This is a genomic window from Prevotella amnii CRIS 21A-A, assembly GCF_000177355.1.
In the GTDB taxonomy this organism is placed as follows: Bacteria; Bacteroidota; Bacteroidia; order Bacteroidales; family Bacteroidaceae; genus Prevotella; species Prevotella amnii.
This window is the reverse complement of the sequence record NZ_ADFQ01000004.1, coordinates 46,663-61,536: the sequence shown is the minus strand read 5'-3', so window position 1 is coordinate 61,536 and position 14,874 is coordinate 46,663. Positions and strand designations below refer to the sequence as shown.

Genomic DNA, 14,874 nt, shown 5'->3' with positions numbered 1-14,874 from the left:
ATTTGTTTTGTGTGCATAGGAAGATGAGTTATAAAGCTATAAAAAGTGAGGTAGAAGGTGGGAATAGATTATCTTATTAGAGGCAAAAAGGCATTTCTTTAGTATAAAAATAACCTATTTTCATACTAAAAATAGATTAAAAACAGACTAAAAATAACTTATTTTTCTCATGCCTGATTTATATTTTCATGATAAAAGAGTTATGTTTATTATGGAAAAAGATGGGTATTTATAATTCTTAAAATCCTTGTTTTTTTTGTTTTTATTTTTGTGATATATTCTTTTGTTAGGACAGAAAGTTGGATAAAATTATTCTTTATCCAAATAATGGGTAAATTTTTTTGTTTGTTATAAAGATTATTATTATATATTTTTATATTTTTAAGTATTGGTTTTACAAAAACAAAATGTACTTTTGCAGTAAGCAAAATAGTAGGTGGTGGGCTCTGTGTGCATATATATATTAGAGCGTGCTTATATGAAAAGAAACTATACTAAATGAAGGAATTTGTTATATCCGAAGTAAAAACTGAGAGTGCTATCCTTGTAGGTTTAATAACTCAGCAGCAAGATGAGGCTAAAACTAAAGAGTATCTTGACGAGCTGGAGTTTTTAGCTGATACTGCAGGAGCTGTTACTATAAAACGTTTTACGCAGCGAGTAAATGGGCCAAGTGCTATTACTTATGTTGGTAAGGGAAAGTTAGACGAAATACGCAGCTTCATAAAGCAGAGAGAAGAAGATGAAGAGCCTGTAGGAATGGTCATTTTTGATGATGAGTTATCGGCAAAGCAGATGCGTAATATAGAGCAGATGTTAGAAGTTAAAATCCTTGATAGGACATCGCTTATTTTAGATATTTTTGCTATGCGTGCTCAAACGGCTAATGCTAAGACTCAGGTAGAATTAGCACAATATCGATATATGCTTCCACGTTTGCAGCGTCTGTGGACCCATTTGGAGCGTCAAGGAGGTGGTTCTGGATCTGGTGGGGGTAAAGGTTCAGTAGGTCTTCGTGGTCCTGGTGAAACACAGCTTGAGATGGATCGTCGAATAATTCTTAATAGAATGTCTTTGTTGAAAGAGCGTTTATTAGAGATAGATAAGCAGAAAAAGACACAGCGTAAGAATCGTGGGCGTATGATAAGGGTGGCTTTGGTAGGGTACACAAATGTAGGGAAGTCTACTATAATGAATCTTTTATCTAAGAGCGAGGTGTTTGCAGAGAATAAGCTCTTTGCTACCCTCGATACTACCGTGCGTAAAGTAGTGATAGATAATTTACCTTTCTTATTAGCCGATACGGTAGGTTTTATTAGAAAGCTCCCCACAGATCTTGTCGATTCTTTTAAGTCTACCCTCGATGAGGTGCGTGAGGCTGACTTGTTACTTCATGTTGTAGATATATCCCATTCTGATTTTGAAGAGCAGATAAATGTGGTTAATAAAACATTAGCCGATCTTGGCTGTGCTGATAAACCGTCTATATTGGTTTTTAACAAAATAGATAATTATAAATGGGTGGACAAAGATGCCGACGACCTAACGCCAGAAACTAAAAATAATCTTACTCTTGATGACTTAAAGCGTACTTGGATGGCAAAAGTATCTGGTAACTGTTTGTTTGTATCAGCTCGTGAAAAACAGAATATAGTAGAGTTTAGAGAAGTGTTATATAAGATGGTACGTGAAATGCATGTGCAGAAATATCCTTATAATGATTTTCTTTACACTTTAGAAGATACTTTAGAATAAGCAAGATAGGTATATTTAAAATGATTATCAATTTCAAAATCTTTGTATATGAGCTATAGACCACTGACACAAGAAGAGATTATAATTTTTGAAAATAACAACTGTTGGGCAGAAGACTGGCAACGGGTACTTGTGGCAGAAGAAGGATTTTTGCCAAAGTATTTTCATCGTGTAATGTTTTATGGGGACATTCGTTTAGGTAAATTTCAAAAGAATGTTAAGATAGCGAAGGACTTTGTGAAGCATTCTGGCATTAATGATGCTACATTATGTAATGTTACCGTAGGCAATGATTGTCTTATAGAGAAGGTAGGAAATTATATTAACAATTATACTATAGGCGATGATTGTCTTATATCTAATGTTTCTGTAATGGAAACCACAGAGGGTGCTTCTTTTGGAGAGGGTAATCTTATATCTGTACTCAATGAGGTAGGCGATGGTAATGTTATTCTTTTCCACGATCTTAACAGTCAGTTTGCAGCCTTTATGGTAAAGTATTTTGGGGATAAAGATCTTAAAAATGCTATTCGCCGTTTAATAAAAGAAGAGATAACCCGCACTAATCCTGATCGTGGAACTTTGGGTAATAATGTGAAAGTAATTAATACGTGTGAGATTACTAATACTGTTATACAAAATGAGTGTGAAATATCAGGAGCGAGTCGTTTGAGCGATTGTACTATTCTTAGTTCCGATAAGGCAAATGTATATATAGGAACAGGGGTTATATGTGAAAACTCTATCATATCAGAAGGAAGTAGCATAGTTAATAGTGTTAAGATGCAAGATTGTTTTGTGGGAGAGGCTTGCCATATTTCTAATGGGTTTACGGCATCACAAAGCGTGTTTTTTGCTAACTCATATATGTCGAATGGTGAGGCTTGTGCTGCTTTTTGTGGTCCTTTTTCTGCATCACATCATAAAAGCTCGTTGCTCATAGGTGGTATGTTTTCTTTTTATAATGCAGGCTCGGGGACTAACTTTTCTAACCATGCTTATAAAATGGGACCAATGCACTGGGGAGTACTTGAGCGCGGGTCGAAGACGGCAAGCGGTAGCTATCTATTGATGCCAGCCACTATAGGCACATTCTCCGTATGTTTTGGAAAGCTGATGCACCACCCTAATACCACATCATTACCTTTTTCATATCTTATTGCTGAGGCTGATAAAATGTTTCTTGTACCTGGTCGTAATATCACCACAGTAGGGCTTTATCGTGATATACATAAGTGGTCTAAGAGAGATATGCGCCCGCAAAATGCTCATAAGAAGAGTATTGTTAATTTTGATTGGTTGTCGCCTTTCTCTGTAGGTGAGATATTAAGAGGTAAGTTTATTTTAGAAAATTTGAGGCAGGCAAGTGGTGATAATGTGTCGAGTTATAACTTTCACGAATATACTATTAACGCTTCGAGCTTACGTAAAGGTATAAAATATTACGATATAGCTCTTCGCATATATATGGGAGCAGTCTTGAAAAGAGCACATAAATTAGGCTTTTTTGGTAAACCTATTACTAACAAAGGATTAGGGGAATGGGGAGATCTCGCAGGATTGCTATTACCAAAGAGTGAGGAGATACGTTTAGTAGAAGATATAAAGGAAGGTGTTTTAGAGACGATACAAGATGTGATAGATCGTTTTGAAGACATTAATAATAATTATCGCATTTATCAATGGGCATGGACCTATAAGCTCATACAAGACTATTATGGAGTAAAAGAGATAACAGCGGAGGTAGATGCACAGATAAAAGCCGATTATATTACCGCTCGTCGAGCATGGATAGCAGAGATAAAAAAAGATGCTGAAAAAGAGTTTCACATGGGAGATGTCGATAGAGAGGTATTTGACGACTTTGTTAAAAGTCTTGATCATGAGACAGATTACGAAGAATAATTTACTTTATTATTAGTTATATGAAGCAAAAAAATTTCTTATCCTTTTTAAAAGGAATTGCTATTGGTGTAGTTGCTGTTTGCACTGCATATAGCGTAAAGGCGCAAAGCTATAGTTATAAAAGTGTAAAGGGCGACCCTATGCAAAGCCGTATCTACACTTTAAAAAATGGCTTGAAAGTGTTTGTTAGTGTAAACAAGGAAAAACCACGTGTACAAGCATATATTGCTGTGCGTACTGGTAGTCGTAACGATCCTGCCGAAACTACAGGGTTGGCTCACTATTTAGAGCATCTTATGTTTAAAGGCACTACTCATTATGGCACTTCTAACTATGCTGCAGAGAAACCTTTATTAGACGATATAGAGAGGAGGTACGAGGAATATCGTAAGGTAACCAATCCTATTTTGCGTAAAAAGCTATACCATGAGATAGACTCTGTATCGCAGCTTGCTGCTAAATATAATATTCCTAATGAATATGACAAGATGATGGCAGGTATAGGAGGTGTAGGAACTAATGCTTATACCTCTAATGATATAACTTGTTATCATGTGGATATTCCTTCTAATGAATTAGATACATGGGCAAAGATAGAGGGAGATCGCTTTCAAAACATGGTGATACGTGGTTTTCATACCGAACTTGAAGCTGTATATGAGGAATATAATATTGGTTTGGCAAAAGATGGTCGTAAGATGTTTACAGCACTAATGGCAAAGCTGTTCCCTAATCATCCTTATGGGACACAGACAACAATAGGTGTAGGCGATCATCTTAAAAACCCTTCTATAACTAATATAAAAAATTATTTTAAGAAATATTACGTTCCTAACAATGTAGCTATTTGCTTAGCTGGTGATATAGATCCAGATAAGGCAGTGGCATCTATAGAAAAGTATTTTGGTAAGTGGAAGGGTTATGGCGAGGTGAGAGCACCGCAGTATCCTGCTCTTACTAAGATGATAGCTCCAGTAGATACTACTATATATGGTAAAGAAGCTGCTTATGTGGCAATGGCTTGGAGAGCTGAAGCTGCTAAGAGCTTACAAAACGATACCTTAATGGTTATTAAGGAGATGCTTAACAATGGTACTGCTGGCATTTTCGATTTAAATCTTAATAGTAAGATGAGATTGCAATATGCACAGGCGTCTGCATCTACACTTAATGATTATAGTAGCTTTGAAGTGTTTGGATCGCCTAATAAAGGACAATCTTTGGAAGATGTAAGAAGGTTAATGCTTTCTGAGATAGATAAACTTAAAAAGGGAGATTTCGCTGACGATCTTGTGTCTTCTGTTATTAATAACATTAAGCGAGATGTTTATAAGAGTTTAGAAAGCAATGATACCCGATGCAGTTATTTCGTAGATGCGTTTATTAATAATATCCCATGGGAGCAGAAAGCAAGCACTTTAGAACGTATATCTAAAATGACTAAGTCGGAAATAGTTAGTTTTGCTAATCGCTTTTTTACGAGCAACTTTGTTACTGTTTTTAAGGAACAAGGCGAGGATAATACTATTAAAAAGGTAGAAAAACCAGCCATTACGCCCATTCCTACTAACAATGATAAGCAGAGCGACTTTATAAAGGAGGTAAAGAATATACATGTAGACCCTATAAAACCTGTTTTTGTTAATTATAAAAAAGATCTTACGATAACAAAAACAAAGAGAGGTTTACCTCTATTATATAAGAAGAATACGCAAGACGATTTGTTTCAGCTTACCTTTGTGTTGCCCATAGGTACCGAAAATAATAATAAGCTATGGTATGCAAGCAATTATATTGACTATTTGGGTACAAATAAGCTATCAAATGAGCAGATAAAGCAGAAGTTATATAAGCTGGCTTGTGAATATGGTATATATGTAACAAGAGATCGTACTTATATTAAGCTATATGGGTTAAACGAGAATTTGCCAGAGGTTTTGAAAGTTGTCAATGACCTTATGGATAACGCAAAGGTAGATAAACAGGCTTACGATAAATATGTATCATCAGTAGAAAAGAACCGTTTAGACGAGAAGAAATCGCAAAGAAGTAATTTTAATGCTCTATTTGCCTATGCTTCCTATGGTGCTTATAATGGCACTACTAATCGTATTTCTGTGGAAGAACTACGTAAAATGAACCCTCAAGAGTTGCTTTCTGAGATAAAAAAACTAAAAAGCTATGAGCATACCATCATGTATTATGGCCCTTCTTCAATAGCAGAGCTTAATAAGGTTATTAGTAGAAATTATCAATCTGCCGATGTTAAGCATCTTGCAAAGGTGCCAACAGGTAAGCCTTATGTACAGCAGCTTACAACAAAAAACGAAGTGCTCTTAGCTCCATATGATGCTAAGAATATTTATATGATGCAGATTCATAACGAAGGTGTTAAGTGGCAAGCACAACATTTGCCTATAATTACTCTTTTTAATGAGTATTTTGGTGGTAGTATGAATGCTATTGTTTTCCAAGAATTGCGTGAAGCACGAGGGTTGGCTTATTCGGCAAGTGCATCTTATACATCTCCTGAGCGTCCTGATGATAGTGAGAAGTTTTATACTTATATAATAACACAAAACGATAAGATGAGTGATTGTATAAATGAGTTTAATAACTTGCTTAACAATATTCCTGAACGTGAGGTTAATGTAGATGTGGCAAAGCAGAGTGTAATGAAGAGGATAGCATCTCGTAGAGTAACAAAATTTAATATTCTTAATTCATATCTTAATGCAAAACGCTTTGGTTTAGATAAAGATATTACGGAGTTAGTTTATGAAGAGTTGCCAAAACTTTCATTAAAAGATATAGTAGATTTTGCTAAGAAATATATAGCTAATAAGCCTTATAAATATATAATACTTGGCAATGAAAAAGAGCTTGATATGAAAGCATTAGAGAAAATAGCTCCAGTGCAGCATATTTCTACTGAGCAGCTTTTTGGAGAAAACAATAAAATTATTAACAACTAAAATATATATATTAGCGCATCAATGTTATATTATGCATTGGTGCGCATGGCTACAAAACAAAAAACATTATGGCAGAGTTTAAGTATGCACCAATGTTCCAATTGGGCAAGGACGATACAGAGTATCGCCTATTATCGAAAGAAGGAGTTAGTGTGTCTAATTTCGAAGGCAAAGAAATTCTAAAGGTAAGTAAAGAGGCTTTGACTCTTTTAGCACAACAGGCTTTTCACGATTGTGAGTTTATGCTTCGTCGCGCTCACAATAAGCAGGTAGCAAAAGTACTTACCGATCCTGAGGCTTCAGAGAACGATAAATATGTGGCACTTCAGTTCCTACGCAATGCCGAGACAGCAGTAAAGGGCGTATTACCATTCTGTCAAGACACAGGTACTGCTATTATACATGGAGAGAAGGGACAGCAGGTTTGGACAGGTTTCGATGATGAGGAAGCTCTTTCTCGTGGTGTTTTTAATACTTTTACAGGAGAAAATCTGCGTTATTCTCAAAACGCTCCATTAAACATGTACGACGAGGTAAACACAAAGTGTAACCTTCCTGCCCAGATAGATATAGAAGCTACAGAGGGTGCAGAGTATAAATTTGTTATGGTAGCTAAAGGTGGAGGTTCGGCTAATAAAACTTATTTCTACCCAATGACAAAGGCTACTATTCAGAATGAGGGCACATTGATACCTTTCTTGGTAGAGAAGATGAAGAGTTTAGGAACAGCAGCTTGTCCTCCTTATCATATTTGTTTTGTTATAGGTGGTACTTCTGCGGAGAAAAATCTTTTGACAGTAAAACTGGGTAGTATTAAATATTACGATAATTTACCAACGACAGGTGATGAAACTGGTCGTGCTTTTCGTGATATAGATCTTGAGAAAAAGATTTTAAAGGAGGCTTATAAGATAGGATTAGGCGCACAGTTTGGAGGTAAATATCTTGCACATGATATTCGTATTATACGTTTGCCACGTCACGGAGCAAGTTGCCCTATAGGAATGGGAGTAAGTTGTTCTGCCGATCGTAATATTAAGGCAAAGATTAACAAGGAAGGTATATGGATAGAGAAGATGGATACTAATCCTGGTGAATTGATACCTGAAGAATATCGCAAGCCAGGAGAGGGTACTAAAGGTATAGAGATAGATCTAAACGAAGGTATGGACGCTGTGCGTAAAGAGCTTACAAAATATCCAGTTTCTACACGTGTTAATCTTAAAGGTACAATTATAGTTGCGCGAGATATAGCTCATGCTAAGCTCAAAGCTCGTTTAGATGCTGGTGAAGACTTGCCACAGTATATTAAGGATTATCCTGTATTGTATGCAGGTCCTGCAAAAACGCCAGCAGGTTTGCCTTGTGGCTCAATGGGACCTACTACGGCTAATCGTATGGATCCGTATGTAGACGAGTTTATGGATCATGGTGGCTCTTTAGTAATGATAGCAAAGGGTAACCGTACGCAGGTAGTAACTGATGCTTGTAAGAAGCATGGAGGTTTTTATTTAGGTACTATAGGAGGTGTGGCTGCAGTCCTTTCACGTAGTTGCATAAAGAGTATAGAGTGTGTAGAATATCCAGAGTTAGGTATGGAAGCTGTTTGGAAAATAGAGGTAGAAGATTTCCCTGCTTTTATCCTTGTAGATGATAAAGGTCATGATTTCTTTAAAGAGTTGAAACCATGGACAGGTTGTAGCTGTTAGTAGTGAAGTCGTTAAGAAAAATAAAGGTTATGTTTCTTTAATAGGAACATAACCTTTTTTATAATTCTAAGCTATTAAATATTTATAAAAGCTGTATGTGTTGCTTTGCTCATGTTACATAGTAGGTATTAACCCTTCTATATACTTGCAAAGAATGCCTATGCCAGTATGGTTTTCGCCTCCTTGCGGAATAATAAGATCGGCGTATCGTTTGGTAGGCTCTATAAACTGTTCGTGCATGGGCTTTAATACTTTAAGATAACGGTCTACAACCATCGATACTGTTCTTCCACGATCTATGGTATCACGTTGTATGTTACGAATAAGACGCTCATCAGAGTCGGCGTCGACAAATATTTTAAGGTCCATCATGTCGCGTAGCTTTTTATTATTAAGAGTCATAATACCTTCTATAATTATAACAGGCTTAGGCTCTACATGTATGGTTTCAGGCAAACGATTACTTAGAATATAGCTGTAAGTGGGTTGTTCACAAGCTATTCCGTTGCGTAACTCATTAACGTGTTTTATGAGAAGTTTCCAGTCGAAGGCATCAGGGTGATCGAAATTTATAGCTTTACGCTCTTCCTCTGTAAGTGAGGTGGTATCATTATAGTAAGAGTCGAGTGGTACTACAGCAACATAGTCTGGTGGCAAGGCTTCTACTATTTTTCGTACTACGGTACTTTTTCCTGATCCTGTACCGCCTGCAATTCCTATTATAGTTATCTTTTTCATTGTTTTATTACTTGTTGATAGATATTTATTTGTTTATAGTATAGCTACTTTTTTATGCCTAATTGTCTAAACATATCTTCGTAATATTTAGCTTTCTTTTCTATTTTCATAGGAAAAGCCCTACTGCTACTTGGTTCTCTGTAAAGTAGTATAGTGCGTTCTTCAAACATAAAAGAAACATTTTCTCCCATTTTAAGGTGTTTAGCATTGATATTATAGTGCTGAGATATGATATCTGTAGCAACTTGTCCTGCTGTTACAATAGCCTTACATTGTGGTAGAGAATGTAGTATTTTGTTAAAGTTAGTAGGCTCTACTATTTCAAGATCCTTGTCAGAAGCAGTTCCTTTTGTACGGCGAATGCGCTGAGCTGTATCAAATATAGCTATTCCTTGCTCTAAAAGCATTTCCTTTATACTGTTAAGACGGTAAGTTTTGTTTATTTGATCAACGAAGGCAAACTTATCTCTCTTAAAGATAAGCCCCAAAATACGCCACATATCATTTGTGAAATTAGGATAATACCATGGCATACACCAACGTTTTGGTGCAGGAGGGAAAGTGCCCAGCATCAGTATTTTAGCATGTTTGGGCAGCCATGGCTTAAAGGGGTGCGATTCTGTTTCTAACATAGGAAATAATATATGTGTTTTATATTTTTATTATATAATCCTATTTTATTTGTTCTTTTACGATATAAACTACTGTAGGAAGATGGTCAGAGTATCCGTCGAGCCAAACTCCTCCTGCTGTAGTACGTTTGGTATTACCTTTATATTTACCCTCTTGCTGGAAAAGATAATCACGCTTAAATATTTGATTTTTCCAATATTTTAGTGTAGTAAAGTCTTTAGATCCATTTTTATTTAGAAAGTTAGGTGATAGGATAATTTGATCAAATAAGTTCCATCTCCCTTGATATTGTAATGTTCCAGTGCCTTGTTTCACAAGTATGTTATACCATGGGTTATACATATCGTTTGTACCCACTTCAGATATTTCGGCTTTCGCAGAAAGATATTTGTGCATAGAAGCATTAGTAGGGTCGTCATTCATATCTCCCATTACTATAACTTTGCAGTTAGGATCCTCTTGTAGCAAAGAGTCTTTTATCACTTTTATTTGTTTTGCTCCCAGCTCGCGGTAGTATGAACTTGCCCCACGACTTGGCAAGTGGCATACAATAACAGAAACATGTTCGTTAGCCATAGTTCCACTAATAGTTAGGAAGCCACGGGTAGCATGTGCACTGTCTTTGGCTAATTCGTATATGTAAGGTATAAGCTTTGTATTACGAACTGTAAAAAGTTTTGGTTGGTAAATAAAAGCACAATCAATACCTCGTCGGTCAGGTCCTTCTATATGTATATATTTATATCCACGTTGTGCAAGGGCAGGTTGTGCTACGAGATCTTTTACAACATGATCGTTTTCACATTCAGCTAATCCGATAAAAGCGCATCCTACTTTTGGTAGGACATCAGTGCCCATTTCTGATAAAACTCGCGACATATTAGCGAGCTTATGGCTATATTTCATTTTATTCCAATGATAGCTTCCATTAGGAGTAAAGTCGTAATCATTTTTCCCTTTATCGTGTGTATAGTCAAATAAGTTTTCTTGATTGTAAAAACCCACAGCATAAACGGAATATTTTCTTTGTGCAAAAGTACTTATAACACAAAGCAATAATGAGATTGAAAGTAAAGATAGTTTTTTCATTCTTATAATAATTTAATTAACATTTATACGTATCTTATCTATGCAAACATGCCCTTAGGCAAGTTCGGATATTATTCTTTTGCAAATGTCGCTAATTAATTTGAGATAATTGTAATTGTGGATAAGTTTTAACTCAAAGTATTTTTATATTTAAAATATATTTTATTACTTTGCAATTACAATATAACATACTTTAATACAATAATATTATGCAGAAAAAGCTGACATTAGCGGTTATCGCAGTATGTAGTTCAGTGGCAGTATTTGCTCAGAATACTACAAAAAAGACTACTACTCAGCAGGAACAAACTATAAAGCCAATAGAGGAGTCTTTGTTTACTTTCTCTGAAGCTCAGATTAATGAAGAGAACCCTATGAGTGATAATGCTATTATCTTAACTTCGGGAAGTAATGTTTATGCTTCGCAGGTAGGCTATCTTTATTCTCCTATGCGTTTTAGATACCGTGCTTTAAATCAAAAGTATAATGAGATTTATATTAATGGCACTCCTGTTAATGATTTGGAAAGTGGGCAATTCCGCTATTCTATGGTAGGTGGCATTAACCAGCAGACACGTAATGTTGACTTTGCTTTGCCTTTTGAGAGTAATAATTTCTCTATGACAGGTATTGCAGGAAGTAATAATTATAATTTCCGTGCAGGTTCTATGCCTGCAGGGCAACGACTTACATTATCTGCTGCTAATAGAAATTATACTTTTAGAGGAATGTATAATTATGCCAGTGGTTTTAATAATAATGGTTGGGCTGTTGCGGCAAGTATAGGTTATCGTTGGGCTAATCGTGGTTATGTAGAAGGTACTTTTTATAATTCGTTATCTTATTATTTCGGGGTACAGAAAAAATGGGATAATGGGCATTCTTTGAGTTTGTCTACATGGGGTAATCCTACTGAGCGTGCAGGACAAGGAGCAAGCACAGAAGAGGCTTATTGGTTAGCTAATGATTTTCAGTATAATCCTTATTGGGGGTATCAGAATGGGGTTAAACGTAATAGTCGTGTTATTAACGACTATTCTCCTTCAGGTATCTTAACATGGGACTGGGATATTAATAAGAAATTAAAGCTGACAACTTCTTTGTTTGCTAAATATGGAATTTATAAGAGCACGAAGCTTAACTATAATAATGCAGAAAATCCTGCTCCTGATTACTGGAAAAATATGCCAAGCAATTTCTTTGATGTTTGGAATGAGCATGATAGTCGTTATCGCACAGCACAGGCATATAAAGACTGGGAGGATGCAGTAGATTATTGGAGGAATAAGAATAATCGTCAGATACAATGGGATCGCCTTTATTATTCTAACCGTCAGGCAGCTGCTAATGGGCAAGATGCTCTTTATTTCTTGCAGGCAAGGCAAGACCGTAATATGACAACAAGTTTAGCTTCTACATTGACCAATCATTTAGGAAAAGAGAAAGTGTTAAACGTAGGTGTTGTCTTAGCTCAAAATTTAGGACACCATTATCAGACTATGGAAGATATGTTAGGTGCTAAGAAATATCATAATATAAATACTTATGCTGTGGGAACATATCCTTCAGGTGATCCTCGCACGCAGTATGATTTGAATACTATGGGCGTAAATGGGTTAGGTAAACTTGTTTATGAGGGTGATCGCTTTGGGTATGATTATAATATTAATGTGCGAAAGGTTAATGTTTGGACTAATTTTGCACAAACTTATGGTAATGTATTTTATGTGTTAGCAGCAAGATTAGGATTTGACAATATGTATCGTGTAGGTAATATGCGTAATGGCTTGTTTGCTAATAATTCTTTTGGTAAGAGTCGTCAAGCTAATTTTATTTCTGGTGGCATAAAGGGTAGTGGTACAATAACTTTGAGCGGAGGTAACGCACTATCTGTAGGTCTTGGCTATGAGCATCGTGCGCCAGAAGGAAGAGATGCGTTCGTATCTCCTGAGATGAATAATGATTTTGTTGAAAACTTACGCAACGAACATGTGTTTTCTTCAGAACTTAGTTATCAATATAGCGGAAGCTGGTTACATGCAAACTTGAGTACATATTATAATCGTTTAACTCATGTTACAGAATGGCAAAATTTCTTCTATGATGATGTTAATTCTTTTACTTATATCAGTATGACTAATATAAAGAAAAGTTTATATGGTTTTGAGTTAGGCTTAGATTTTAAATTGACAAATTTCTTAAATTTCAAGACTCTTGCTACATGGCAGGAAGCAAAAAATGTAAATAATGCAGATGTTGTTTACATGAATTCTACTAAGAGTACTTTCTATAAAGATGTTGTTTATAATGATGGAATGCGTGAAGCTAATACTCCGTTATCAGTATATAGTGGTATATTGAGCTTTCATAAAGGTGGCTGGTTTATAGATGTAGTAGGTAATTATTACGATCGTATATATTTATCTTATTCTCCAAGTATGCGTTATGGCTCTACATTGCGTACTATGGGAACTGCTCTTGGTGGTATTGATGCAGAGGGCTATTATAATCCTGCTCCTCAAGCAAAAGGAAAAGGAGGCTTTATGCTTGATGCTTCTATAGGAAAGAATATATATATAGGGCATCACAGCTTGTCAATTAATTTGATGGTAACAAATATTTTAAATAATCAGAAGATAATAAGTGGCGGTTATGAGTATGGTAGAAGTAGCTATACTATTAATCAGAGAACTGGAACTACTACTATTAGGGCTTATGATTTTGGAAAGAATCCTAAGTTATATTATGCTTATGGCATTAACGGAATGTTGAATATTGCTTATAAATTCTAAATACATACTATACAATTATTTTATGAGGAAATTTAATTTTTTAACGATAGCCGCAACTGTAATAATAATCCTCTCTTCTTGTATGGGTAAGGATTATGCAGATACACCAATAGGTGGAAAAGAGCGTTATTATGGCAGTAATGAGTTAAAGGAAACCAATGTGCTTACAATAGCTCAGTTAAAACAGAAATATACAAATCCTATTTCAACAAGGAACGGTTATGAAAAAATAGTTGATGATATACAGCTAAAGGGCATTGTAACCAGTTCGGATAAGGAGGGTAATGTGTATAACGAAATAGTTATTCAAGATAAAACAGGTGCAATAATTATCTCGTTAGGACAAAGTGCTATTTATGGATATTTGCCAATAGGAACAGAAATATTGGTAAGCTTAAAAGACCTTTATATAGGTAATTATGGTTTACAACCACAGATTGGTGTGCCATCTGTAAGCTCTAAAGGGACTGTTTCTATAGGCAGAATAAGTAAGTTAGCGTGGGATAAACATTATAAGATTATTAGTATTAATAATAAGGTAGAGGCTGAAGCATTTGATATAAATAAATGGAATATAAATGATGATGCGGGAAAACTTGGAGTTATAAAGAATGTTATCTTAAAATCTGGTTATGATTATAATTCTAAGAGCAACATACAGACTTATGCTAATCGTAATAGTGGTGCAGGTAGCGTAAGCTGGTCATTAGTAGGGATAGACGACAAGAAATTGGTAATGTATAATAGCAATTTTGCCAAATTCGCAGGTGTAGAAGTTCCTAAAGGTAAGGTAAATATCACAGGAATATTTAAGCGTTTTAATGATCAGTGGGAAATTATAACACGTTCGCTTAGTGATGTTGAGAATGCTACTGTTATAGATCCTTTAGTAGGTTTAGTAGGTAAAGGTAAGGGAACAAAGGCTGAACCTTTTGATGTTACTCGTGCTTTAGCTTTAATCCAGAGTGGTAATGCAGGGGACAAAGAATGGTATGTAAAAGGTATAATTTCAACGGTTCCAAGTAATAGTTTTTATGCCCCAGCCGGGTCATGTACTTATTTTATTTCAGATGATGGTAAGTCTAATACGGAACTAAAGGTGTTTGGGGGGTTAAATTTAGATGGAGCTAAGTTTTCTTCATCTGAAACACTGGTAGTAGGTAAGCAAGTAGTAGTATGTGGTATGCTTATAAATTATAAAGGTACAAAGGAGATAGATAAAAATAATAGACTAATCTCTATAAAATAAAAAACAGATTATTCTTACAAATTAGAAAA

General features: G+C 35.5%; 9 protein-coding genes. 6 read left to right on the top strand and 3 right to left on the bottom strand.

Annotated features, from left to right (window positions below):
- Positions 1 to 498 precede the first annotated feature (498 nt).
- The 4 genes from hflX to HMPREF9018_RS01025 all read left to right on the top strand — a co-directional run bounded on the left by hflX (position 499) and on the right by HMPREF9018_RS01025 (position 8,344).
- On the top strand, positions 499 to 1,755 hold the full coding sequence (gene hflX, locus HMPREF9018_RS01040; protein ID WP_008446793.1) for a GTPase HflX: 1,257 nt from the start codon (positions 499 to 501) through the stop codon (positions 1,753 to 1,755).
- A 48-nt stretch (positions 1,756 to 1,803) separates the two neighbouring features.
- Positions 1,804 to 3,660 carry a DUF4954 family protein gene (locus tag HMPREF9018_RS01035; RefSeq protein WP_008446834.1) on the top strand — a complete coding sequence of 619 codons (1,857 nt, stop codon included), beginning with the start codon at positions 1,804 to 1,806 and terminating at the stop codon, positions 3,658 to 3,660.
- A 20-nt stretch (positions 3,661 to 3,680) separates the two neighbouring features.
- Entirely contained in the window at positions 3,681 to 6,635 is a 2,955-nt protein-coding gene (locus HMPREF9018_RS01030) for a M16 family metallopeptidase (protein WP_008446766.1), read from the top strand.
- Positions 6,636 to 6,703: 68 nt separating this feature from the next.
- The gene (locus HMPREF9018_RS01025) at positions 6,704 to 8,344 is read left to right on the top strand and encodes a fumarate hydratase (RefSeq protein WP_008446826.1); all 1,641 of its coding nucleotides are present in this window, start codon (positions 6,704 to 6,706) and stop codon (positions 8,342 to 8,344) included.
- Positions 8,345 to 8,458: 114 nt separating this feature from the next.
- Here the strand turns inward: HMPREF9018_RS01025 and udk are convergent, their stop codons facing one another.
- Genes udk through HMPREF9018_RS01010 form a run of 3 tightly spaced genes read right to left on the bottom strand, consistent with a single transcriptional unit; the run spans position 8,459 to position 10,804 of the window.
- On the bottom strand, positions 8,459 to 9,082 hold the full coding sequence (gene udk / locus HMPREF9018_RS01020) for a uridine kinase (protein ID WP_008446776.1): 624 nt from the start codon (positions 9,080 to 9,082) through the stop codon (positions 8,459 to 8,461).
- A 44-nt stretch (positions 9,083 to 9,126) separates the two neighbouring features.
- Positions 9,127 to 9,714 (bottom strand): uracil-DNA glycosylase family protein, encoded by a 588-nt coding sequence (locus HMPREF9018_RS01015; protein ID WP_008446764.1) that lies wholly within the window; start codon positions 9,712 to 9,714, stop codon positions 9,127 to 9,129.
- 40 nt (positions 9,715 to 9,754) lie between these two features.
- Positions 9,755 to 10,804: an endonuclease/exonuclease/phosphatase family protein gene (locus tag HMPREF9018_RS01010; protein ID WP_008446816.1), complete on the bottom strand. Its 1,050-nt coding sequence runs from the start codon at positions 10,802 to 10,804 to the stop codon at positions 9,755 to 9,757.
- A gap of 209 nt (positions 10,805 to 11,013) precedes the next feature.
- Here HMPREF9018_RS01010 and HMPREF9018_RS01005 point away from each other — a divergent pair, with 209 nt between their 5' ends.
- On the top strand, positions 11,014 to 13,596 hold the full coding sequence (locus HMPREF9018_RS01005) for a hypothetical protein (RefSeq protein ID WP_008446822.1): 2,583 nt from the start codon (positions 11,014 to 11,016) through the stop codon (positions 13,594 to 13,596).
- Between the two features lie 22 nt (positions 13,597 to 13,618).
- Complete coding sequence (locus HMPREF9018_RS01000; RefSeq protein ID WP_039863874.1) at positions 13,619 to 14,845, top strand: DUF5689 domain-containing protein; 1,227 nt, start codon at positions 13,619 to 13,621, stop codon at positions 14,843 to 14,845.
- Positions 14,846 to 14,874 lie beyond the last annotated feature (29 nt).